Origin of the sequence: Mesorhizobium sp. Pch-S, assembly GCF_004136315.1 — a bacterium.
GTDB lineage: Bacteria > Pseudomonadota > Alphaproteobacteria > Rhizobiales > Rhizobiaceae > Mesorhizobium.
Map to the genome: position 1 here is coordinate 197,358 of NZ_CP029562.1, position 21,499 is coordinate 218,856.

At 62.4% G+C, this 21,499-nt stretch carries 15 protein-coding genes and 1 tRNA gene; 10 read left to right on the plus strand and 6 right to left on the minus strand.

From position 1 onward, the window contains the following. Nucleotides 1-9: 9 nt before the first annotated feature. Together C1M53_RS00940 and scpA are read left to right on the plus strand one after the other, a co-directional pair. Nucleotides 10-1,455, plus strand: a complete 1,446-nt coding sequence (locus C1M53_RS00940) for a methylmalonyl-CoA mutase subunit beta (RefSeq protein WP_129415966.1) — start codon at nt 10-12, stop codon at nt 1,453-1,455. After that, nucleotides 1,452-3,569 carry a methylmalonyl-CoA mutase gene (scpA, locus tag C1M53_RS00945; RefSeq protein WP_129410519.1) on the plus strand — a complete coding sequence of 706 codons (2,118 nt, stop codon included), beginning with the start codon at nt 1,452-1,454 and terminating at the stop codon, nt 3,567-3,569. Before C1M53_RS00940 ends, scpA begins: the two co-directional genes overlap by 4 nt. A 24-nt stretch (nt 3,570-3,593) precedes the next feature. Here scpA and greA read toward each other — a convergent pair whose 3' ends face one another. Then, a complete protein-coding gene (greA, locus tag C1M53_RS00950) occupies nt 3,594-4,061 on the minus strand; it encodes a transcription elongation factor GreA (RefSeq protein ID WP_129410520.1) in 468 nt (155 codons plus the stop codon). A gap of 151 nt (nt 4,062-4,212) precedes the next feature. Here greA and C1M53_RS00955 point away from each other — a divergent pair, with 151 nt between their 5' ends. Continuing rightward, nucleotides 4,213-5,592: a TIGR03808 family TAT-translocated repetitive protein gene (locus tag C1M53_RS00955; protein ID WP_129410521.1), complete on the plus strand. Its 1,380-nt coding sequence runs from the start codon at nt 4,213-4,215 to the stop codon at nt 5,590-5,592. A gap of 92 nt (nt 5,593-5,684) precedes the next feature. Here the strand turns inward: C1M53_RS00955 and C1M53_RS00960 are convergent, their stop codons facing one another. Further along, on the minus strand, nt 5,685-6,689 hold the full coding sequence (locus C1M53_RS00960; protein WP_129410522.1) for an asparaginase: 1,005 nt from the start codon (nt 6,687-6,689) through the stop codon (nt 5,685-5,687). A 333-nt stretch (nt 6,690-7,022) separates the two neighbouring features. Here C1M53_RS00960 and C1M53_RS00965 point away from each other — a divergent pair, with 333 nt between their 5' ends. Next, nucleotides 7,023-8,435 carry a cytosine permease gene (locus tag C1M53_RS00965; RefSeq protein WP_129410523.1) on the plus strand — a complete coding sequence of 471 codons (1,413 nt, stop codon included), beginning with the start codon at nt 7,023-7,025 and terminating at the stop codon, nt 8,433-8,435. 119 nt (nt 8,436-8,554) lie between these two features. Here C1M53_RS00965 and C1M53_RS00970 read toward each other — a convergent pair whose 3' ends face one another. Beyond that, a complete protein-coding gene (locus C1M53_RS00970) occupies nt 8,555-9,721 on the minus strand; it encodes an acetyl-CoA acetyltransferase (RefSeq protein ID WP_129410524.1) in 1,167 nt (388 codons plus the stop codon). Between the two features lie 201 nt (nt 9,722-9,922). Between C1M53_RS00970 and betI the strand changes: the two genes are divergently transcribed. Genes betI through betB form a run of 4 tightly spaced genes read left to right on the plus strand, consistent with a single transcriptional unit; the run spans nt 9,923 to nt 15,189 of the window. Beyond that, nucleotides 9,923-10,507 (plus strand): transcriptional regulator BetI, encoded by a 585-nt coding sequence (betI, locus tag C1M53_RS00975; RefSeq protein WP_129410525.1) that lies wholly within the window; start codon nt 9,923-9,925, stop codon nt 10,505-10,507. Beyond that, nucleotides 10,504-12,024 (plus strand): choline-sulfatase, encoded by a 1,521-nt coding sequence (betC, locus tag C1M53_RS00980; RefSeq protein WP_129410526.1) that lies wholly within the window; start codon nt 10,504-10,506, stop codon nt 12,022-12,024. The genes betI and betC overlap by 4 nt, the downstream gene beginning before the upstream one ends. Beyond that, nucleotides 12,024-13,676 (plus strand): choline dehydrogenase, encoded by a 1,653-nt coding sequence (betA, locus tag C1M53_RS00985; protein WP_129410527.1) that lies wholly within the window; start codon nt 12,024-12,026, stop codon nt 13,674-13,676. Before betC ends, betA begins: the two co-directional genes overlap by 1 nt. A 49-nt stretch (nt 13,677-13,725) precedes the next feature. Continuing rightward, nucleotides 13,726-15,189, plus strand: a complete 1,464-nt coding sequence (betB, locus tag C1M53_RS00990; protein WP_129410528.1) for a betaine-aldehyde dehydrogenase — start codon at nt 13,726-13,728, stop codon at nt 15,187-15,189. Here betB and C1M53_RS00995 read toward each other — a convergent pair. Together C1M53_RS00995 and C1M53_RS01000 are read right to left on the minus strand one after the other, a co-directional pair. Continuing rightward, nucleotides 15,186-17,438 (minus strand): mannose-1-phosphate guanylyltransferase/mannose-6-phosphate isomerase, encoded by a 2,253-nt coding sequence (locus C1M53_RS00995; RefSeq protein WP_129410529.1) that lies wholly within the window; start codon nt 17,436-17,438, stop codon nt 15,186-15,188. The two genes, betB and C1M53_RS00995, sit on opposite strands and share 4 nt — an antisense overlap. 20 nt (nt 17,439-17,458) lie before the next feature. Next, on the minus strand, nt 17,459-18,979 hold the full coding sequence (locus C1M53_RS01000) for a phosphomannomutase/phosphoglucomutase (RefSeq protein ID WP_129410530.1): 1,521 nt from the start codon (nt 18,977-18,979) through the stop codon (nt 17,459-17,461). A gap of 219 nt (nt 18,980-19,198) precedes the next feature. On the opposite strand from C1M53_RS01000, the gene C1M53_RS01005 reads away from it, so the two are divergent. Both C1M53_RS01005 and C1M53_RS01010 read left to right on the plus strand, forming a co-directional pair. Beyond that, nucleotides 19,199-19,275: transfer RNA gene (locus tag C1M53_RS01005), tRNA-Pro, on the plus strand. Between the two features lie 205 nt (nt 19,276-19,480). Further along, nucleotides 19,481-19,795, plus strand: a complete 315-nt coding sequence (locus tag C1M53_RS01010) for a YMGG-like glycine zipper-containing protein (RefSeq protein ID WP_129410531.1) — start codon at nt 19,481-19,483, stop codon at nt 19,793-19,795. A gap of 84 nt (nt 19,796-19,879) precedes the next feature. Here the strand turns inward: C1M53_RS01010 and C1M53_RS01015 are convergent, their stop codons facing one another. Beyond that, complete coding sequence (locus C1M53_RS01015) at nt 19,880-21,499, minus strand: ABC transporter ATP-binding protein (RefSeq protein WP_129410532.1); 1,620 nt, start codon at nt 21,497-21,499, stop codon at nt 19,880-19,882.

The window sequence follows — 21,499 nt, forward strand, 5'->3', positions numbered from 1 at the left end:
GGATAGATGATGGGCAGCAAAGCCATCGACGAACCGAGCGAACCCGACAATCCGCAGCGGCAGCGCTGGCTTGCGCTGGCGGAGAAGGCCCTGGCTGGTGCCTCCTTCGAAGAGAAGCTGGTTTCGCAGACAGATGACGGCATCCGCATCGACCCGCTTTATGAACGGGCTGCGGGTCGGGAGCACAGCCTGCGCGCCAACCCGCTGAAGCCCTGGATCATCTCGCAACGTGTCGATGACCCTGATGTCGAACGGGCCCGCCTGCAGGTCAGCGAAGACATAGCGCAGGGCGCCACCGGACTGTCTCTGGTGTTTGAGGGCGCCCCCAACGCGTTCGGCTACGGCCTGCCCTATGCACCCGACACGATTGAGCGCGTGCTGGAAGGCGTGCCGCTGGACCAGACTTACCTGCGTGTCGACGTACACCCAGCAAGCCGTGCCATGGCCGATTGGCTCACCGCATTCCTGGCCAAGCGTCGCGTCGACCCGGCCAGGCTCAACCTCTCCTTTGGCATTGATCCGGCGGCGATTTTCGCCGGCACCGGTCGGCTGCGCATGTCGATCGAGGCGCTGCAGGCTTCAATGCCGCAGTCGCTGGCGCATTTCTTCGCCATGGACGTGCCCGGTGTCCTGCTCGAGGCTGACGGCCGCGTATTCCACAATTCCGGCGCCACCGAAGCGCAGGAACTCGGCATCATGCTCGCTTCGGCCGTGTCTTACCTGCGGCTGTTCGAGGAAGCACGGCAGGCCCTGATCTACGCTGCACCTCATATCGGCTTCGCGCTTTCGATCGACCAGGACCAGTTCCTGTCGATCGCAAAGATCAGGGCGTTGCGCCGGTTGTGGACGCGGGTGCTGGAGGCCAGTTCCATCCAGCCGACGCCAGCCAGCGTGCACGCAGAGACGTCCTACCGGATGGTCACGGCACTCGACCCGGAAACCAACATCCTGCGTTCGACCATCGCGTGTTTCGCCGCGGCCGTCGGGGGCGCCGATTCGATCTCGATCCTGCCGCACACCATCGCGCATGGCCTGCCGGCGGCCTTCGCGCGCCGCGTTGCCCGCAACACGCAGCTTGTCGTCGCCCGCGAAAGCCATCTCGACCACGTCGGTGACCCGGCTTTCGGTTCCGGTGGCATCGAAGCGCTGACCGACAGCTTGTGCGAGGCAGCCTGGAAGGAATTCCAGCAGATCGAGAAAGAAGGCGGTGTGCTTTCCAGCCTGAAGGATGGTCATATCCAGGCCCGCATCGCCGCCGCCCGCAAGGCACGAGCAGAAGCCTATCATCGTGGCGAACGCGCCATCGTCGGCACCACACTGCATCCGCTGAAGACCGAACGGCCGGTAGAGACGCTGGACGCTAAGCCGCGGATCGTGCCGACCGACGGCACCGTATTTTGCGAAGCGCTGCCGCCGGTCCGTGACGACCTGGCGGTGGCCGGAGGAACGGCTTGATCCCAGATTTCAGCAATATGGACTGGGTGGCGCCGCGTACGCCGTCCACCACGACCAATGGCACGTGGGAGACGCCGGAAGGCATCTCAGTCAAACGCCGGTACGACCAGGTCGACCTCGAGGACCTTGGCAGTCTTGATACTTATCCGGGTGTGTCGCCATTCCTGCGCGGCCCCTATCCGACCATGTATGTCCAGCAGCCCTGGACGATCCGGCAATATGCCGGTTTCTCGACGGCGGAAGAATCCAACGCCTTCTACCGGCGCAATCTTGCTGCCGGGCAGAAGGGCCTTTCCATCGCCTTCGACCTCGCCACGCACCGCGGTTACGACAGCGACCATCCGCGTGTCGCAGGCGATGTCGGCATGGCAGGTGTGGCGATCGATTCCATCCTCGACATGCGCCAGCTCTTCGATGGCATCCCGCTTGGCGAGATGACCGTGTCGATGACCATGAACGGCGCCGTGCTGCCGATCCTGGCGCTCTACATCGTCGCCGCAGAAGAACAGGGCGTCTCGCAGAAAGATCTAGCCGGAACCATTCAGAACGACATTCTGAAAGAGTTCATGGTGCGCAACACGTATATCTACCCACCGAAACCATCGATGCGGATCGTGTCGGACATCTTTTCCTACACGTCCAGGAACATGCCGAAGTTCAACTCGATCTCAATCTCCGGCTACCACATGCAGGAAGCCGGTGCGACTGCCGACCTGGAGCTCGCCTACACCATCGCCGACGGCATCGAATATGTGCGCGCCGGCGTTGCGGCGGGCCTGGATATCGACAAATTCGCGCCGCGGCTCTCCTTCTTCTGGGCGATCGGCATGAACTTCTTCATGGAAGTCGCCAAGCTTCGCGCCGCGCGCCTGCTCTGGGCCGAACTCATCGAGAAGAACTTTGCACCGAAGGACCCGCGCTCGCTGTCGCTGCGGACCCACAGCCAGACGTCCGGCTGGTCGCTGACGGCGCAGGATCCCTACAACAACATCGTGCGCACGATGATCGAAGCGATGGCGGCCACCCAGGGCCACACCCAGTCGCTGCATACAAATTCCTTCGACGAGGCGCTTGCGCTGCCAACCGACCATTCGGCGCGCATTGCCCGCAACACGCAGATCATCCTGCAGAAGGAAAGTGGCACCACCCGCATCATCGATCCGTGGGGCGGCTCGGCCTATGTCGAACGGCTGACCCACGAACTCGCGACGCGCGCGCGTGCCCATATCGAGGAAGTGGAAAAGCTGGGCGGCATGGCGGCGGCTCTCGAAAAGGGCATTCCGAAGCTGCGCATCGAGGAGGCGGCGGCACGCACACAGGCCCGGATCGACTCCGGCGAGCAGGTCCTGGTCGGCGTCAACGCCTTCCGCCCCGAGCGCGACATCGAAGTGGACGTGCTGAAGATCGACAACGCCGAGGTGCGGGCAAGGCAGCTGTCAAAGCTGCAGCAACTGAAAGGCACGCGCGAAGTCGGTGCCGTCGAGACTGCGCTGGATGACCTTTCAAAAGCAGCACAAGGCGATGGCAACCTGCTGGAATTCGCCATCCGCGCCGCCCGCGCCAAGGCGACAGTCGGTGAGATTTCGCTGGCGCTGGAAAAGGCCTTTGGGCGCCATGTCGCGTCCGTGCAGATGATCTCAGGGGTCTACCGCGCTGCACTCGGTGAGAACCCGGAAGTCGACCGATTGCAGGAAAAGATCGCTGTCTTCGAGAAGAAGCACGGCGCCAAGCCACGCATCCTCGTCGCCAAGCTTGGCCAGGATGGTCATGATCGCGGCCAGAAGGTGATCGGTACCGCCTTTGCCGATCTCGGCTTCGATGTGACGGTTGGCGCGATGTTTCAGACCCCGGAGGAGATCGGCAAGCTGGCGGTGGACAACGACGTTCATATCGTCGGCGTTTCCTCGCTCGCCGCCGGTCATCTTACCCTGGTGCCGGAATTGAAAGCCGTCCTGAAGAAGCTCGGCCGCGAAGACATGCTGATCGTTGCCGGCGGCGTCATCCCGCCGCAGGACTTCGATGCTGTTCTGAAGGCCGGTGCCGCCGAAATCTTCCCACCGGGTACGGTGATCCCGGAAGCTGCGGAACGGCTGGTGGACAGGTTGCTCGACTAGAACCGGTATGGTTCTGACGATCGGCTACTGCAGCCCGACCACTTCCCATTCCCGGCCGTTGACCGCCACCGTGTCGCCCACGCTTTTGCCGAACAGCGCGAGTGCCATCGGTGAAACATGCGAGATCGAACCTTTGGCTGGATCGGCCTCGTCCTCGCCGACGATCTTCCATGTCACAGCCTTGCCCGCATCATCCTCCAGCGTCACGCTCATGCCGAAGCGCACCACGCTGCCATCGGGCTCTGGAACGGAGAGTTCGGCGTTTTCGCGCCGCGCGTTCCAATAGCGCAGGTCACGTGAAACCAGCGCGATACGCTCGCGGTCGCTGTCCGCTTCGGCATTGGCCAGCGCAGCGCGCAACGAGGCCATTTCGGCATCGATCATCGCCAGGCCATCCACGGTGACGAGATTGCGATGCGCACTGACTGGCCGCTCGCCAATGCCGGCGATGGCGTTTTCGCTGTCTTCTTCGCGGGTGAAAGCTCTGCTCATAAGAGGAACTTAAGACTGGCTAGCCAGCTTAACAAGCCGCCGAGCAGCACAGGACATTGCCCCGACTTCTTTATGACGGCCCACCTAGCCAGCCACTCATCACCATGGCACGGTTCCTGCCTGGCAACCTGGAAAACAAGGAATCGCACCGATGCTGAACAGACGCCACGTCCTCGGCTTCGCCGCCGGTGCTGCCGGGATAGGGCTGACGGCGAATGTGGCAACAGCGGCCAAGCCGACGGCAACGAAGCAGCTTTCGGCAAGAGCAGGCGGCATCGACCCTGCAGCTTTCGGCGTGCGGCCAGGCGCAGCCGGTGACCAGAGTGAGGCTTTCGGCAAGATGCTGAAAGCAGCCAGCGACGCCAATCAACCAATCCTGTTGTCGCCGGGCGCCTATATCGTCTCCGGCATCGCGCTGCCGCCACGCGTGCGGCTCAGCGGCACTGCCGGAGCCACCCGGCTGATCCATGGCGGCGGCGGCCCATTCCTGTCGGCCGAGAATGCCGACCACATCGCCTTTTCGGGCCTGGTCTTCGACGGCGCCAAGCAATATCTCGGCGAAAGCGTTTCCGGCCTTCTCGACCTGCGCTCGGTAAAAGTCCTTGCAATCGACGACTGCCAGGTGAACGACGCCTCCAAGAACGGCATCGCGCTGCAACGCACGGCCGGGCGCATCGAACGCTGCACCATCACAGGTGCCGCGGATGCCGGCATCTGGTCAGTGGACGCTACCGGCCTCGCGATCAGCGCCAACACCGTCGGCGACTGCGCCAATGGCGGCATCCTGGTGCACCGCTGGCAGATTGGTGAAGACGGCACCATGGTCATTGGAAACCGCATCACCCGGATCGGCGCCCGCAATGGCGGCACCGGCCAGAACGGCAACGGCATCAACGTCTTCCGCGCCGGTGGTGTCCTCATCGCCAACAACATCGTCAGCGACTGCGCCTTTTCAGCGATCCGTGCCAATTCCGGCTCCAACGTACAGATTACCGGTAACAGCTGCCTGCGCTCCGGCGAGACCGCGCTTTATGCCGAATTCACCTTCGAAGGCGCAGCGATCGCCAACAATGTCGTCGACGGCGCGGCCAACGGCATCTCGATCGTCAACTTCAACGAAGGCGGGCGCATGGCGACCTGCAGCGGCAACATCGTGCGCAATCTTTCCACCACGGGCCCGTACCCGGCGGAGGTCGGCGGGTTCGGCATCGGCATCGGTGTCGAGGCCGATACCACGGTGACCGGCAATGTGGTGGAAAACGCGCCCCAATGCGGCATGCAGCTCGGCTGGGGGCCATATCTGCGCAATGTGGTGGCGACGGGCAATGTCGTGCGCAAGGCAGGGATCGGTATAGCCGTCAGCGTCGTCGATGGTGCCGGGCCGGCGATCATCACCGACAACGTGCTGCAGGAAGTGCTGCATGGCGCCATCATCGGCAAGCGCTGGGCAGAGCCGGTGACTGTGGACCTGGCCGAGGTCGGCAATGCCGGCTTCACGCATCTCACCGTGGAAAGGAACCGGGTGAGCTAGATTCCAGGAAAAGTGTGTAACGGTTTTCCGTCCGGAGTTGCGTAAAAACAGAAAGTGAGAGCGTTTCCGTTTTTCACGGAAACGCTCAAGCGTCAAACCAGCGCGGCGGTCGGGCGCAGAAGGCCGACGCGGGCACCCAGGCGACTTTCGACCGGCGGATTGGCGAACTCGACCAGCTTCACCGCCAATTCGGCATCGCCTTGCAAAAGCTTCGCCAGGACGGCGGCAACCATCACGCCTGCAGCCCGCTCGGCTCCATCATCGCATTTCAACGCGATGCCGAGCCCAAGCTCCGGCAAAGCGGCGCAGAACACGCCCTCTGCGCCCACCTTCACGAAGATGCGGCCGGGAGCCGTCCGCATCAGCCTGGTGTCCAAACGATCGGTTCCCGCAACCAGGAAGGGCTCGGCCATGCAGGCGTCGATCAGCCGCTTCGCCGCCTTGGCACGCTCCGGCTCAAGGCCACTGCCCGTCGCCATCCTGGCGAAGCCTGCCGCGAAGCTGCGCAACGGTACGGCGTAGGTCGGTATCGAACAGCCGTCCGTACCGCAATGCGAAGCGCTGTGGGCGGCGCCTGTCACCGTCTCCATCGCTTCCTTGATCATTTCCTGCATCCGATGGCCTGCCGCCACATAACCACGATGGTCGATGCCGGCATGGCAGCAGGTGCAGATGAAACCGGCGTGCTTGCCGGAGCAGTTGTTGTGCAGAGAATTGGGTTCGCCGCCGGAGCGCGCGAGGTCGATCGTTGCCTGATGGTTGGAAGGCCAGTGCGAACCGCACTCCAGCGCGCTGACATCAAGCCCCGCCTTCGCGAGCATCGCGGCGGCGAGCTCGACATGTTCGGGCTCGCCGGAATGAGACGAGCAGGCCAGTGCCAGCTCGCGATTGCCGAAACCATAGGCATCGGCCGCGCCGCTCTCCACAAGCGGCAAAGCCTGGATTGCCTTGACTGCCGAGCGCGGGAAAACCGGATGTGCGGTATTGCCGATATCGAACACCGTCTTTCCGTCGGCATCCACAACCGCAACCGCACCACGGTGTGCGCTTTCCACCACGGCACCACGTAGCACCTCGACCAGAACCGGATTGGCCATGGAATCCTCGCTTCGATTTCGCACCGAACGGGTAGCGGCTCTGCGCTTTCCACGCAACCGGCAAGCATTGGCCCTATGGCACGCGGCCCGAGGCCCACTCCAGGCCAGACCGAAGCCGGCTGAGCGAGACCACAAGCCTGGAGGCGAGAAACGAATAAGCCGTTCGATTGAAAGGATAACTTGATTCAGCGAGCCCGACGCGGCGGTCCGCGTCCCGCGAATGAAGGGAAAAACACAACCAGAGCGCTCACTCTTGACTCGCTACCCGCCCGACTATGTATATACATATCATATCTAAAACGCATCAAAACCGACTCTCGGGAGGAGGAAAGCATGGCAGCGGCATCATCCGGCGTGGCCGAACGGCGCACGATCGATCGGATTCCAGAGGGCGAGCGGCACGGTTCGCCCTTTAATCAGTTCACGCTGTGGTTCGGCGCGAACCTGCAGATCACGGCTGTCGTCGACGGCGCCCTGTCGATCGTTTTCGGCGCGGAAGCGCTGACTGCGATCATAGGCCTCGCAATCGGCAACCTGCTCGGCGGCGCGGTCATGGCGCTGCATTCGGCGCAGGGCCCCCGCCTCGGCCTGCCGCAGATGATTTCCAGCCGCGCACAGTTCGGGGTCAAGGGCGCCGCGCTGCCGCTGATCCTGACGGTATTGATGTATCTTGGTTTTGCGGCCACCGGCACAGTTCTGTCCGGCCAGGCGATCAACCTGATGTTCGGCGTGCAGACACCGGCCTTCGGCATGCTGGTGTTCGGCCTCATCACCATCATCGTCGCGGTGGTGGGCTACAAGCTGATCCACGTCATCGGCCGTATCGCCACGGTCGTCGGCATCCTCGGCTTCGGCTACCTCGCCATACAGCTCTTCTCGCAATACAATGTGGCTGACGCCTTTGGCCAGAAGCCGTTCAGCTTCGCCACCTTCCTGCTTACCGTTGCGCTCGCCGCCGGCTGGCAGATGACCTTCGCTCCCTACGTGGCGGACTATTCACGCTATCTGCCGACAGCAACGCCAGCAAAAACGACCTTCTGGTCAACGCTGCTCGGCTCGGCGATCGGCGCACAGATCGCCATGAGCTTCGGCGTCATCGTGGCAGCTCTCGGCGGCAAGTTCCTGCAGAACCAGGTCGGCTTCATGGGCGACCTCGCCGGTGCCGGGCTTGCCGCACTGCTGACCTACATCGTTATCGTCACCAACAAGCTCACGGTGAACTGCCTCAATGCCTATGGCGGCTCGATGACGATGTTGACCACGGTCAGCGCCTTCACCCGGCAGGAGCGCATCTCACAGGCGACGCGTATTGCCTATATCGTCGTCTTTGTAGCTGCGTCAGTGGCGATCGCCATCTTCGCCAGCTCCAACTTCCTGTCCGCTTTCAAGAACTTCGTCTTGCTGCTGCTCGCTGTCTTCGTACCGTGGAGCGCCATCAACCTGGTGGACTACTACCTGATTTCGAAGGAGAAGGTCGACATCCCGGCGCTCTACGATGCATCCGGCCGCTACGGCGCCTACAACTGGACAGCACTTGGTTGCTATCTCTTCGGCGTGGTGATCCAGATCCCGTTCCTGAACCAGGCCCTCTACGAAGGACCGATTGCGGTGCTGCTGGGTGGCGCCGACATCTCCTGGATCGTCGCCCTGGTGGCCACCTCGGTGGTCTACTACTTCCTGGCGCGCGGCAACGCCAACGTGCCCAAGACCATGATCCTGCCCAAGGATGCGCCCGCCCGCGCATGATCAGGCAGCATAATATCGAGAAACAAAAAGGGCTGCCGTTTCGGTGAAACGGCAGCCCTTTTCATTTGTCAAAGGTCATTCCGAATGGAAAAGCGCCGTGCACTTTTCCCGAAAATGCTTCAGCGAATACGGTCGAGGATCGAGACGTAATTGGCGACCGCGGCACCACCCATGTTGAAGATGCCGCCGAGCCTGGCGTCCTTCACCTGGATGCCACCAGCCTCACCGGCAAGCTGCATGGCGGTCAGCACATGCATCGAGACGCCGGTGGCACCGATCGGATGGCCCTTGGCCTTCAGGCCGCCTGACGGATTGATGGGCAGCTTGCCGTCCTTGGCGGTATAACCTTCAAGCGCCAGCTTGGCGCCCTCGCCCGGCTTGGCCAGGCCCATCGCTTCATATTCGATCAGTTCGGCGATGGTGAAGCAGTCATGCGTCTCGACGAAGGAGAGGTCGCCAAGTGTGACGCCCGCCTTCTTGAGCGCGCGCTCCCAGGCCTGCTCGCAGCCCTCGAAGGCAAGGATGTCGCGCTTCGACATCGGCAGGAAATCCTGCACATGCTCATTGGCGCGGAAGGTGATGGCGCGGCGCATCCTCAGCGCGGTGTCGGTATCGGCAAGCACCAGGGCGGCCGCGCCATCCGAAACCAGGGAACAGTCGGTGCGCTTGAGCGGCCCGGCGACAAATGGGTTCTTCTCACTTTCCTGGCGACAGAAGTCGAAGCCGAAATCCTTGCGCATCTGCGCATAGGGATTGTCGACCCCGTTCTTGTGGTTCTTGGCCGCGATCATCGCCAGCGCGTCGGACTGGTCGCCGTAACGCTGGAAATAGGCCTGTGCGATCTTGCCGAAGACGCCGGCGAAACCGGCCGGTGTATCGCCGTCTTCCGGCAGATAGGAGGCCTTGAGCAGGTTCTTGCCGATCTCGGGACCAGGCGTTGTCGTCATCTGCTCGGCACCGACCACCAGAACGATGCGCGCGGCATTGGCGTCGATGGCTCGAATACCCTGCCGAACCGCAGCCGAGCCGGTGGCACAGGCATTCTCGACCCGGGTGGCCGGCTTGAAACGCAACCGGTCGTCGGCCTGCAGCACGAGGCTCGCGGTAAAATCCTGGGCTGAGAAACCGGCGTTGAAATGGCCGAGCACGATTTCGTCGACGTCGTCTGGTCCGATACCGGCATGCTCGAGCGCCTCCGAGGCGACCTTGGTGATCATGCCTTCGAGCGTCTCGCCCTCCAGCTTGCCGAAGCGCGAATGCGCCCAGCCAACGATGCTTGCCGTCATGGGAATTCTCCAGATTGGCCTTGCCTTTCCTAGCATATTAGGTGCGGCGCGGTAACTGTTCAATCCTGAACATATAGGCCAGTCAGGAGGAGTTGCGAAGGGCGCTCACGGCGTCGCGTCGCAACGACCACAATGCATGGCGGGATTTTTATTGATTGACGCGTCAATAAAAAATAACTTGCCCGCCGGGAGAAGCTGAAAATGCCGAAAATCGGAATGGAACCGCTGCGCCGCAAGGCGCTGATCGACGCCACAATCTCGGCGATCGGCGAGCGTGGATCGCTCAACGTCACGATGTCGGAGATCGCCGACCGCGCCGGCGTATCCTCGGCGCTCGCCCATCACTATTTCGGACCGAAGGAAGAACTGCTGCTCGCCACGATGCGACATCTGCTGGCCGATCTCGGCGCCGACACGATCGTGGCACTCGGCAAGGCCAGCACGCCGCGGGAACGGCTCTCGGCAATTGTCGGTGTGAACTTCAACGCCGGCCAGTTCCGCGAAGAGACCGTGCATGCCTGGCTTGCCTTCTATGTCGAGGCGCAGAATTCGCTCTCGCTGAGACGGCTGCTGCGCATCTATGCGCGCCGGCTGCATTCCAATCTGATGAGCGGACTCCTGCCGCTGGTGCCACGCGACGAGGCCGCACGCATGGCCGAAGCGATCGCCGCCATGATCGATGGGCTCTACATCCGCCGCGCGTTGCGCGACGGCCTGCCAAATCCCCTCAGCGCCGGCGCGCTGGTGGAGGACTATATCGACGCCAAGCTGGCACAGGTACGATGACCCCCAACATCCTGATCATCATGGTCGACCAGCTTGCCGGAACGCTGTTTCCGGACGGGCCGGCGGATTTCCTGCAGGCGCCGAACCTCAAGGCGCTCGCCGCACGTTCGGCGCGTTTCCGCAACAACTATACCGCATCGCCGCTGTGCGCTCCCGGACGTGCGGCTTTCATGAGCGGGCAACTGCCGTCACGCAACGGCGTCTACGACAATGCGGCCGAATTCCCATCCTCCATCCCGACCTTCGCGCACCATTTGCGCGCGGCCGGCTATCACACCGTGCTGTCGGGCAAGATGCATTTCGTCGGACCCGATCAGTTGCACGGCTTCGAGGAACGCCTGACCACCGATATCTACCCAGCCGATTTCGGCTGGACCCCGGACTACCGCAAGCCCGGCGAGCGCATCGACTGGTGGTACCACAATCTCGGTTCGGTGACCGGCGCGGGCGTCGCCGAAATCACCAACCAGATGGAGTATGACGACGAAGTCGCCTTCCACGCCCAGCAGAAACTCTACGATTTCGCCCGGACATCGGACGACCCGCAGCGCCGCCCCTGGTGCTTGACCGTCTCCTTCACGCATCCCCACGATCCCTATGTCGCGCGCCGCCGCTATTGGGATCTCTATGAAGACTGCCCGGCGCTCGAACCCGAAACCGGCTTCATCCCGTACGCAGATCAGGATCCGCATTCGCAGCGGCTCTACAGGGCGAGCGACTACGACAGCTTCTCGATCACGCCCGAACATGTCCGGCGTGCCCGCCAGGGCTATTTCGCCAACATCTCATATCTCGACGACAAGGTCGGCGAGCTGCTGTCCGTGCTCGAGCGCACCCGCATGACCGACAATACCATTGTCGTCTTCGCATCCGATCATGGTGACATGCTGGGCGAGCGCGGCCTGTGGTTCAAGATGTGCTTCTATGAAGGTTCGGCCCGTGTGCCGCTGATGATTGCGGGCAAAAACATTGCGCCCGCCCGCATCGACAGTCCGGTTTCGAACCTCGATGTCTGCCCGACACTCTGCGACCTCGCCGGCATCGACATCAGCGCCATCCGGCCCTGGACCGACGGACAGTCGCTCATGCCACTGCTTCAAGGGGGCGGACGCGACGAGCCGGTGCTGATGGAGTATGCCGCCGAAGGCTCATACGCCCCGATGGTAGCGATCCGTGAGGGCCGTTACAAATTCGTCCACAGCGAGATCGACCCGCCGCAGCTGTTCGATCTCGAACAGGACCCGCAGGAGCGCGTCAATCTCGCCGGCGACCCTCGCCATGCGGCAGTTGCAGCAGGTCTCATGGAAAAGGTGCGGTTGCGCTGGGACATGAGCGCGTTCGATGCCGCGGTGCGTGAAAGCCAGGCGCGCCGCTGGGTCGTCTATCCCGCACTGCGCAACGGCGCCTACTACCCGTGGGAATTCCAGCCGCTGCAGAAGGCATCCGAGCGCTACATGCGCAACCACATGAACCTCGACACGCTCGAAGCGGACAAACGCTTTCCGAGGGGTGAATAATGCTTGAAGCGGATTTCGTCATCATCGGCTCCGGCTCTGCCGGTGCAGCCATGGCCTACAGGCTGTCGGAGGACGGCAAGCATTCGGTGATCGTCATCGAATATGGCGGTTCCGATGCCGGCCCGCTTATCCAGATGCCGTCGGCGCTGTCGATCCCGCTCAACATGCCGCTCTACGACTGGGGCTTCGCCTCCGAACCGGAGCCGCATCTCGGTGGGCGCATCCTCGCCACGCCACGCGGCAAGGTCATCGGTGGCTCATCCTCGATCAACGGCATGGTCTATGTGCGCGGCCATGCCCGCGACTTCGATCACTGGGCAGAACAAGGGGCGAATGGCTGGAGCTTCGCCGACGTGCTGCCCTACTTCAAACGCATGGAGGACAGCCATGGCGGCGAGGACGGCTGGCGTGGCAAGGGCGGCCCGCTGCACGTCCAGCGCGGTGCCCGCACGAACCCGCTCTACGCCGCCTTCATCGAGGCGGGCCACCAGGCCGGTTTCGAGCTGACCGACGACTACAATGGCGCCAAGCAGGAAGGCTTCGGGCCGATGGAGCAGACCATCCGCAGGGGCCAGCGCTGGTCGGCGGCGAATGCTTATCTCAAGCCTGCGCTGAAACGACAAAATGTGAGTCTTGTCAAAGGCTTCGCGCGGCGTGTGATCATCGAGAATCAACGTGCTGTCGGCGTCGAGATCGAAGCTCGCAAACAGATTCAGGTCGTTAAAGCGCGACGCGAGGTCATCGTCGCAGCATCCTCGATCAATTCGCCCAAGATCCTGATGCTATCCGGCATCGGGCCGGCGAAACACCTGGCCGAGCACGGCATTGCGGTCGTTGCCGATCGGCCTGGCGTCGGCCAGAACCTGCAGGACCACATGGAGCTTTACATCCAGCAGGAAGCGACCCAGCCGATCACGCTGAACTCGATCCTCAACCCGTTCTCCAAGGCGCTGATCGGCGCGCGCTGGATGGTCTTCAAGAGCGGTCTGGGTGCCACCAACCATTTCGAGGCCGCCGCCTTCGTGCGCTCGGCGCCGGGTGTCGACTATCCCGACATCCAGTATCATTTCATTCCAGCGGCCGTGCGTTATGACGGCAAGGCAGCAGCGAAGTCGCATGGTTTCCAGGCGCATGTCGGGCCGATGCGATCGAAATCGCGCGGCTCGATCATGCTGCGATCGCATGATCCCAACGCCAAGCCGGTGATCCGCTTCAACTACATGTCGCACGCCGATGACTGGAGGGATTTCCGCCACTGCATCCGCCTCACGCGCGAGATCTTCGGTCAATCCGCTTTCGACCCGTTCCGTGGCAAGGAAATCTCGCCGGGCAGCCATGTGCAGAGCGACGATGAACTGGATGCATTCATCCGTGCGCATGCCGAGAGTGCCTATCATCCCTGCGGCACCTGCCGCATCGGCCGGGCGGACGATCTGCATGCGGTGGTCGACCCCGAATGCCGTGTGATCGGTGTCGACGGGCTGCGTGTCGCGGACTCCTCGATCTTCCCCCGCGTCACCAACGGCAATCTCAACGCGCCGTCCATCATGACCGGCGAGAAGGCAGCCGACCACATTCTTGGCCGCACGCCACTCGCGCCTTCGAACCAGGAACCCTGGATCAATCCGCGCTGGCAGGTCTCGGACAGATAGAGCATCATCGGCTACCGCACCCGGCAGGCCAGAGAATTCGGAGTATCCCATGCGCGCCCAACCCAAGGCATCGCACTACATCAATGGCCGTTTCGTCGACGACGAACAGGGCGCACCTCTGCCGGTCATCTATCCGGCGACCGGTGAAACCATCGCCACGCTGCATTCGGCGACACCCAACATCATCGAACTGGCCGTCGAGGCTGCACGCGCCGCGCAGCCGGCCTGGGCCCGGATGAAACCGGTCGAGCGCGGCCGCATCCTGCGCCGTGCCGCCGACATCCTGCGTGCCCGCAATGCCGAACTTGCCCGGATCGAAACGCTGGACACCGGCAAGGCAATCCAGGAAACACTGGTAGCCGACCCGGCATCCGCCGCAGACGCGCTCGAGTATTTCGGGGGCGCGGTGGCGAGCTATACCGGCGACTACATCGATCTTGGCGGTCCCTTCGCCTATACGCGGCGCGAAGCGCTCGGCGTCTGCGTCGGCATCGGCGCCTGGAACTATCCTATCCAGGGTGCAGGCTGGAAATCGGCACCGGCACTCGCCATGGGTAACGCGATGGTTTTCAAGCCGTCGGAAAACACGCCGCTTTCCGCCCTCGCGCTTGCCGAGGTTTACACGGAAGCCGGACTCCCGGATGGACTTTTCAATGTCGTGCAGGGTTATGGCGATGTCGGTGGCGCGCTGGCTTCGCACGAGGTTGTCGCCAAGGTCTCGCTGACCGGCTCGGTACCGACCGGCAAAAAGGTGCTGGCACTGACCGGCTCACTGATGAAACACGCCACGATGGAGCTCGGCGGCAAGTCGCCGCTGATCGTGTTCGACGATGCGGACCTCGAGAACGCCATCGGTGGCGCCATGCTCGGCAATTTTTACTCGACGGGCCAGGTCTGCTCCAACGGTACCCGCGTGTTCGTGCAGAAGGGCCTGCATGACCGCTTCGTCGAACGGCTGACTGAACGCACCAAGGCAATCCGCATCGGTGATCCGCTCGACCCCGAAACGCAGATGGGCCCGCTGATCAACAAGGCGCAGCACGACAATGTGATGGCCTATGTCGGCATCGGCAAGACTGAAGGTGCCTCGCTGCACCATGGCGGCGGTGAACCGAAACTGCAGGGTTTCGAGAACGGTTTCTTCATCGAGCCGACCATCTTCACCAATGTCACCGACCAGATGCGCATCGCACGCGAGGAGATCTTCGGCCCGGTGATGAGCGTGCTTTCCTTCACCGATGAAGACGAAGTGATCGACCGCGCCAACGATACGGAATTCGGCCTCTCGGCCGGTGTCTTTACCCGCGACCTGCCGCGCGCGCATCGTGTGATTGCCGAACTGCAGGCAGGCACCTGCTGGATCAACAACTACAACCTGTCACCGGTCGAGATGCCGTTCGGTGGCTTCAAGCAATCGGGCATCGGCCGCGAAAACTCGCTGGCGGCGCTGGCGCTCTATTCGCAGGAAAAGTCGGTCTATGTGGAAACCGGCGACGTGGCGAGCCCATACTAGGCTCGCCCCACCCTGCCGGCTTCCTCGGTCTTGTCGAGATACTGCGTGAGGGCAGTAACGAGATGATAGAAGATGCTGGCCGGCACTTCGGTTGCCTGTGAGCGGCCACGCTCGTCGATCCAGTCGATCCACAGGCCGAGAGGCGCCGGATCGATGTGCCAGCGGAACAGGCGCCCGACACGCGCCTCGATCTCCGGTTTCAGATCCGGCCCCCCGGTGCCGTCCAGCGCGATCGCCGCCTTGATCGCCTCCGTCTGTGGCCAGCTACGCGAAATGCCGTCGAGCGGCAGGCCCTCGCGCGAGACCGCACCATAGGCGAGCCCGGTGGCGCGGTTCAGTCCATTGGCTATGGCCGAGGCGTAGAGCTTGCGCGCGAAACCGGTGAGATCGACCTGGCCGCTTCGCTGCGCGAAATCGACCAGCAGAGATGCCCATTCGAAATGATGACCGGGTTCGGTCCATTCGCCACGCTTGCCCGGCGCCGGTTTCCACTCGTCATCGAAATATTCGCCGAGCGTCCAGCTTTCGCGGTCGAAGAAATGGTTGCGGAACAGGTCGACAAGCCTTGCGGCGCGGCGCAGATAGGTGCGGTCACCCGTGGCTGAATGCCATGCCAGGAAAGCCTCCAGCAGATGCATGTGCGGGTTGGAACGACGCTCTCCCCTCCCGCCCGATATTTCCAGGAAGCCGGTCAGGCGTTCGTCCTCCAGATGCGCATCCAGGAAGGAGAACGTCTCCTGGCCCAGGCGTAGCGCATCCGGGTTGCCGCACATATGTGCGTGGGCGAGCGCCAGCAACACGCAGGAGTGGTCGTAGGCATCCTCCGCGGCATCGGCGACGCTGCCATCGACATTCATCGTGCGCACCCAGCCGCCTTTGTCCGTGCGGCCATGACGTGCCATGAAATCGATGCCATGTGCGATCAGCTGGTTCGCCGGCCCATCCCAGCCGCGCGCCTTGGCCACTGCGAAGGCATAGACCTGACGGGCCATGGTGCGCATGCGCTTGGGCCTCATCAGAGGCGACGCATCGAGACCCAAAGCCTCGTGAAAACCACCAAAGCGATCATCGACCCCGATGGTCGACCACAGCGGCATGGTTTCCTCGAACAGCCAGTGGTGGACACGCTTGCGCCAGGAGCCGCTCTCGATGACACGATCATGTGCCGGTGTGAACTTGGTTTCCAGGCGTCCGCTCTTTTCGAGCTGCTCGACCACCTTGCGCACATTCTGGCTGTGACTGACGGGAGCCACGAAAGTGGCATCGGCGGTGGAAACGATGGCTATGTCCCGCAGGCCGACGGCCGAGAGAAGGCGGCCCTGACTGCGGATGTAGGAGTTCTGGCAATCGATCGCGACGACATCGCCGATGACGACATTGCCAGCCTTGTCGGCAGGCCCGACATCGAGCAAGGACTGCCAGGAGCCAAGATCGTTCCAGCGAAAGCCGGCCGGGACCATGGCGATATCAGCTGCCCGCTCCATGATGGCATAGTCGATCGAAATCGCAGGAATGGCTTCGTAGAGATCCTGCGCCATGTAGAGGCCGGAAACATCGCTTGTCGCCGCCTTGAAGGCGGCCTCGGTGGCCTGCCAGATATCTGGTCGAAACGACTGGAAGGCGTCACGCATGGCGCTGGCGCGAAACAGGAAGATGCCGGCATTCCAGTAGAAATTGCCTGCCGCGAGGTAGTCTTGCGCGGTGGTGAGATCCGGTTTTTCGACGAAACGCGAGACATCGAACACACCGTCCCGTTCCGCGCCGGCCTCGATGTATCCATAGCCGGTTTCCGGTTGGGTCGGCCGCACGCCAAACACGACCAGCCTGCCGGCACTGGCTGCCGGAATGCCGGCTTCCACGGTTTGCCAGAACTGCGCAGTCGTTGAAATCTCGTGATCGGATGGCACCACCAGCATCAGCGCATCGTCGAACTCGGCGAGTGTGCGCAGCGTTGCCAGCGCCACGGCGGCGGCGGTGTTGCGACCAACGGGCTCGAACAAGGCACCGCCACGACCAAGATCGACGCCCGCAAGATCGCGGCCGACCCGATCGGCATGGCGCTCGGAGGCGATCAGAAAAACCGAAGCTTCACCGTCCTTGCGCGCTGCCAGGCGTTGCAGTGTCTTGACCAGCATCGAGCCGTCGCCAGACAGATCGTGAAACTGCTTGGGATTGTCCTCGCGCGATAGCGGCCATAGCCGCGAGCCGACACCGCCGCTCATGACAAAACCGACGATGCGCTCGCTCATGCCGTCCCCGTCGCCTGCGCTCAAAATGTCTGATTGTACGGCCCGACCTCCGGGCTGCGTCGCAATACAGTGTCCAGGCCTTCGAACATCTGCTGCCGCCGCTCCGCGGAAACCGGGCTTTCCACCACGACCACCAATTCGGGCTTGTTCGACGAGGCTCTTACCAGTCCCCAGGTGCCATCCTGCGCCACCACGCGAACACCGTTGACCGTGACCAGGTCGACGATCTTCTGACCCGCGAAGACCTCGCCCCGTTCCCTCAGTGTCCGGAAGTCGGCGACCACACGCTCGACCACGCCGTACTTCTTGTCATCATCGCAGTGCGGTGACATGGTCGGGCTACCATAGGTCAGCGGCAAATCGCGATAGAGGTCGGCCATCGACTTTCCGGGATTGCGATCGAGCATGCGACAAATCGCAATGGCCGTCACCAGCCCATCGTCGTAACCGCGTCCGATAGGCGGGTTGAAGAAAAAATGGCCGGACTTTTCAAACCCGGCGATGGCACCAAGCTCGGCAACCCGACGCTTGATGTAGGAGTGACCGGTCTTCCAATAGTCCGTTCTGGCGCCGTTGCGGCGCAGAACGTCATCCGTGTTGAACAGGCCGGTCGACTTCACGTCGACGACGAAAGCTGAACCGGGATGCTCGCCGGAAATGTCGCGGGCGAGCATCACGCCCACCTTGTCGGCGAAGATTTCATGGCCTTCATTATCGACCACACCGCAGCGGTCGCCGTCACCATCGAAACCCAGGCCGATATCGGCACCGGTCTCCAGCACCTTGTCCCGGATGGCATGCAGCATTGCCATGTCTTCCGGGTTGGGATTGTAGCGCGGGAACGTGTGGTCGAGTTCAACGTCCAGCGGAACCACCTCACAGCCGATGCGCTTCAGCACTTCGGGTGCAAAAGCCCCTGCTGTGCCGTTGCCGCACGCGGCTACCACCTTCAATTTTCGGGAGATGCGCTCGCCGGAAACGAGATCATCCATGTAAGCGGCGCGAAAGTCCGGGACGAACTCATAGCTGCCACCATCGGCGAGATCGAAATCCCCACCGAGCACGATGTCCCGCAGCGAAGCCATCTCTTCCGGACCAAAGGTGAGTGGCCGCTGAGCCCCCATCTTCACACCTGTCCAGCCGTTTTCATTATGCGAGGCGGTGACCATGGCGACTGAGGGAACGTCGAGTGCAAACTGGGCGAAATAGGCCATTGGCGATAGCGCCAGTCCGATATCCCTGACCTTGGCGCCGGCGGCCATCAGACCGGACACCAGCGCCAGCTTTATCGACAGCGAGTATGACCGAAAATCATGCCCCGTGACGATACCAGGCCCGACGCCCAGACGGCGAATCAAGGTGCCCAGTCCCATACCCAGTGCCTGGACACCGACAAGGTTGAGTTCAGGCGGCTGCGGAGAGCCGGGATGACCGAACCACCAGCGTGCATCATACTCACGGAAACCCGACGGTTTGACGAGTGCCTCGGTCTCGAACGCGAAGGTGTTGGGCCTGGCCTCAGTGACGATCTTGAAGGTCAAGACAGCGAAACTCCCATCGGCACGGGCCTTTTTGCAGCGAAAATGACGTTGCGCATCGCCGTCACGTGCAGCGCTCTTAGCACATCTGCCTAACAGGAACCTTATTCGGAAAAGCACTGCGCCGACAAAGCTCAACAAAGCTCGTGAAATGCGACCGTAACTGAGCCATACCCGCTTGCAGGAACCGAACGTGGCAGCTATAAGCCCGCCGTCTGGTCACGGAGTGTAGCGCAGCCTGGTAGCGCACATCGTTCGGGACGATGGGGTCGCAGGTTCGAATCCTGCCACTCCGACCAGAAAAATCAGTGACTCGGCTTTCCCGAAAAACAGCCGGTTCTCAGCTTTCACAATCATTCAGAGCCAAACGGTGAAAAGTCACCGAATTCGTGGGCCGGTGCCGATCACGTTGCGTTGCCGGCGGTCACGACATGATTTGCTGCCCCCGTTCCGCCGCATTGGCCTTTCAGGGCAACGGTTGGGCTTCATCATGGAGGATTCCCGATGCGACTTCATACAACCATTGCCGCCATGCTGATGGCGGTGGCGCTCGCGGGCTGCGAGACATCGGAACAGGGTCAGCGGGCAGGCACGGGCGCGCTGATCGGCGGCGCCGGTGGCGCGCTGGTCGGTCAGGCGATTGGCCGCGACACCAAGAGCACGCTTATCGGAGCCGGTGCCGGCGCGTTGCTGGGCGCGGCCGTAGGCAGCTCGACCACTCCGCAGAGACGCGGCGAGGAAATGTGCCGTTACCAGGACCGCTATGGCCGCGTCTACACCGCGCCCTGCGATGAGCGCTACTACAACGGCAACTATTGAGCCCAAGGCTCAGTTACCCCGAGATGAGAAAAGCCCCGGTTCGACCGGGGCTTTTCCTTGCAATCAACCTGGGTCCGACCGGTGTCAGGCGCTCGCCCGGAAGCGGGTGGTGTCGATGGCGGCAGTCATCAACGTCTGCGTGTATTTCTCGCGTGGATGGTCGAAAATGGCGTCCGTTGGGCCTTCCTCGACAATCTTGCCCTGTTTCATGACGATGATGTAGTCGGCCATCGCCCGCACCACCGCAAGATCATGGCTGATGAACAGATAGGACAGATCGTGGTCGGCCTGCAGCTTGCGCAGCAATTCCACGATCTGTTTCTGCACCGAGCGATCAAGCGCCGAGGTCGGTTCGTCCAGAACCACCACTTTCGGTTTCAGGATCATCGCACGCGCAATGGCGATACGCTGGCGCTGGCCGCCCGAGAATTCATGCGGATAGCGGTTGCGCATGACCGGGTCGAGCCCCACTTCCTTCAACGCTTCCACCGCTCGATGGTCACGCTCCCTGGAAGACAACGCAGGCTCATGCACCAGAAGTCCTTCTGTGATGATCTGTCCGACCGTCATGCGCGGCGACAGCGAACCGAACGGATCCTGGAACACCAGTTGCAGTTCGCGGCGCAGCGGCCGCATAGCCTGTTTGTCTGCTCCGGAAATGTCGTTGTCGCCGAAGCGTATCTGCCCGTCGCTCGGCAAGAGCCGCAGCAACGCACGTCCGAGCGTCGATTTGCCCGAACCGGATTCACCGACGATGCCGATGGTCTGATTGCGTTTGAGACGAATGGAGATGTCGTCGACGGCCCGCAGGATGACCGGATCACCGGCAAGGAAACCGCCGCCGATCTTGAAGGTGACTTCGACCTTGCGTCCCTCGAGCAGAACCGGAGCATTGGGCGCCGGTGCCACCTTGTGGCCGGTGGGTTCGGCTGCCAGCAGCATCCTGGTGTAGGGATGTTGCGGATTGGCGAAGAGCGCCGTGGCCTCTCCTTCCTCCACCACCTCGCCGGAACGCATCACATAGACGCGGTCTGCGAAGCGACGCACGATGCCGAGATCGTGCGTGATGAAGACGATGGCCATGCCGAGCTTCTTCTGCAGTTCGGCCAGCAACACCAGGATCTGCGCCTGGATCGTCACATCCAGCGCCGTCGTCGGCTCGTCGGCGATCAGAATGTCCGGATCATTGGCGAGCGCCATGGCGATCATCACACGCTGGCGCTGGCCGCCCGACATCTCGTGCGGATAGGATTTCAGCCGCCGCTCGGGATCGGGAATATGGACGAGGCGCAACAGTTTCAGCGCCTCCTCGCGTGCGGCCGCGGCACTCAGGCCGCGATGTCGCCGGATCGGCTCCATCAACTGGTTGCCGATCGTGTAGAGCGGATCGAGCGAGGTCATCGGCTCCTGGAAGATCATGCTGATCTTGCGGCCGCGAACCTTGTTGAGCTCGCTTTTGCGCATGGTGAGCAGGTTCGAGCCGCGATAGTCGACCACGCCAGTTGCTTCACCATTGGATGCAAGCAGTCCCATCGCAGCCATCATGGTCTGGCTTTTGCCGGAGCCCGACTCGCCAACGACGGCGACGGTTTCGCCGGCTTTCACGTTGATGTTGATGCCCTTCACGGCCTCCACGGCACCATCGAGTGTGCGGAAACGAACCTTGAGGTCGCGAACATTGAGAACGGTTTCTGCAGCTGCCAT

What these genes read in the sequence shown, in the direction of transcription:
- C1M53_RS00940 (WP_129415966.1), top strand. Translation starts at nt 10, where the DNA reads ATGGGCAGCAAAGCCATCGACGAACCGAGCGAACCCGACAATCCGCAG.
- greA (WP_129410520.1), bottom strand. Translation starts at nt 4,061, where the DNA reads ATGAGCAGAGCTTTCACCCGCGAAGAAGACAGCGAAAACGCCATCGCC.
- C1M53_RS00955 (WP_129410521.1), top strand. Translation starts at nt 4,213, where the DNA reads ATGCTGAACAGACGCCACGTCCTCGGCTTCGCCGCCGGTGCTGCCGGG.
- C1M53_RS00960 (WP_129410522.1), bottom strand. Translation starts at nt 6,689, where the DNA reads ATGGCCAATCCGGTTCTGGTCGAGGTGCTACGTGGTGCCGTGGTGGAA.
- C1M53_RS00965 (WP_129410523.1), top strand. Translation starts at nt 7,023, where the DNA reads ATGGCAGCGGCATCATCCGGCGTGGCCGAACGGCGCACGATCGATCGG.
- C1M53_RS00970 (WP_129410524.1), bottom strand. Translation starts at nt 9,721, where the DNA reads ATGACGGCAAGCATCGTTGGCTGGGCGCATTCGCGCTTCGGCAAGCTG.
- betI (WP_129410525.1), top strand. Translation starts at nt 9,923, where the DNA reads ATGCCGAAAATCGGAATGGAACCGCTGCGCCGCAAGGCGCTGATCGAC.
- betC (WP_129410526.1), top strand. Translation starts at nt 10,504, where the DNA reads ATGACCCCCAACATCCTGATCATCATGGTCGACCAGCTTGCCGGAACG.
- betA (WP_129410527.1), top strand. Translation starts at nt 12,024, where the DNA reads ATGCTTGAAGCGGATTTCGTCATCATCGGCTCCGGCTCTGCCGGTGCA.
- betB (WP_129410528.1), top strand. Translation starts at nt 13,726, where the DNA reads ATGCGCGCCCAACCCAAGGCATCGCACTACATCAATGGCCGTTTCGTC.
- C1M53_RS00995 (WP_129410529.1), bottom strand. Translation starts at nt 17,438, where the DNA reads ATGAGCGAGCGCATCGTCGGTTTTGTCATGAGCGGCGGTGTCGGCTCG.
- C1M53_RS01010 (WP_129410531.1), top strand. Translation starts at nt 19,481, where the DNA reads ATGCGACTTCATACAACCATTGCCGCCATGCTGATGGCGGTGGCGCTC.
- C1M53_RS01015 (WP_129410532.1), bottom strand. Translation starts at nt 21,499, where the DNA reads ATGGCAGCTGCAGAAACCGTTCTCAATGTTCGCGACCTCAAGGTTCGT.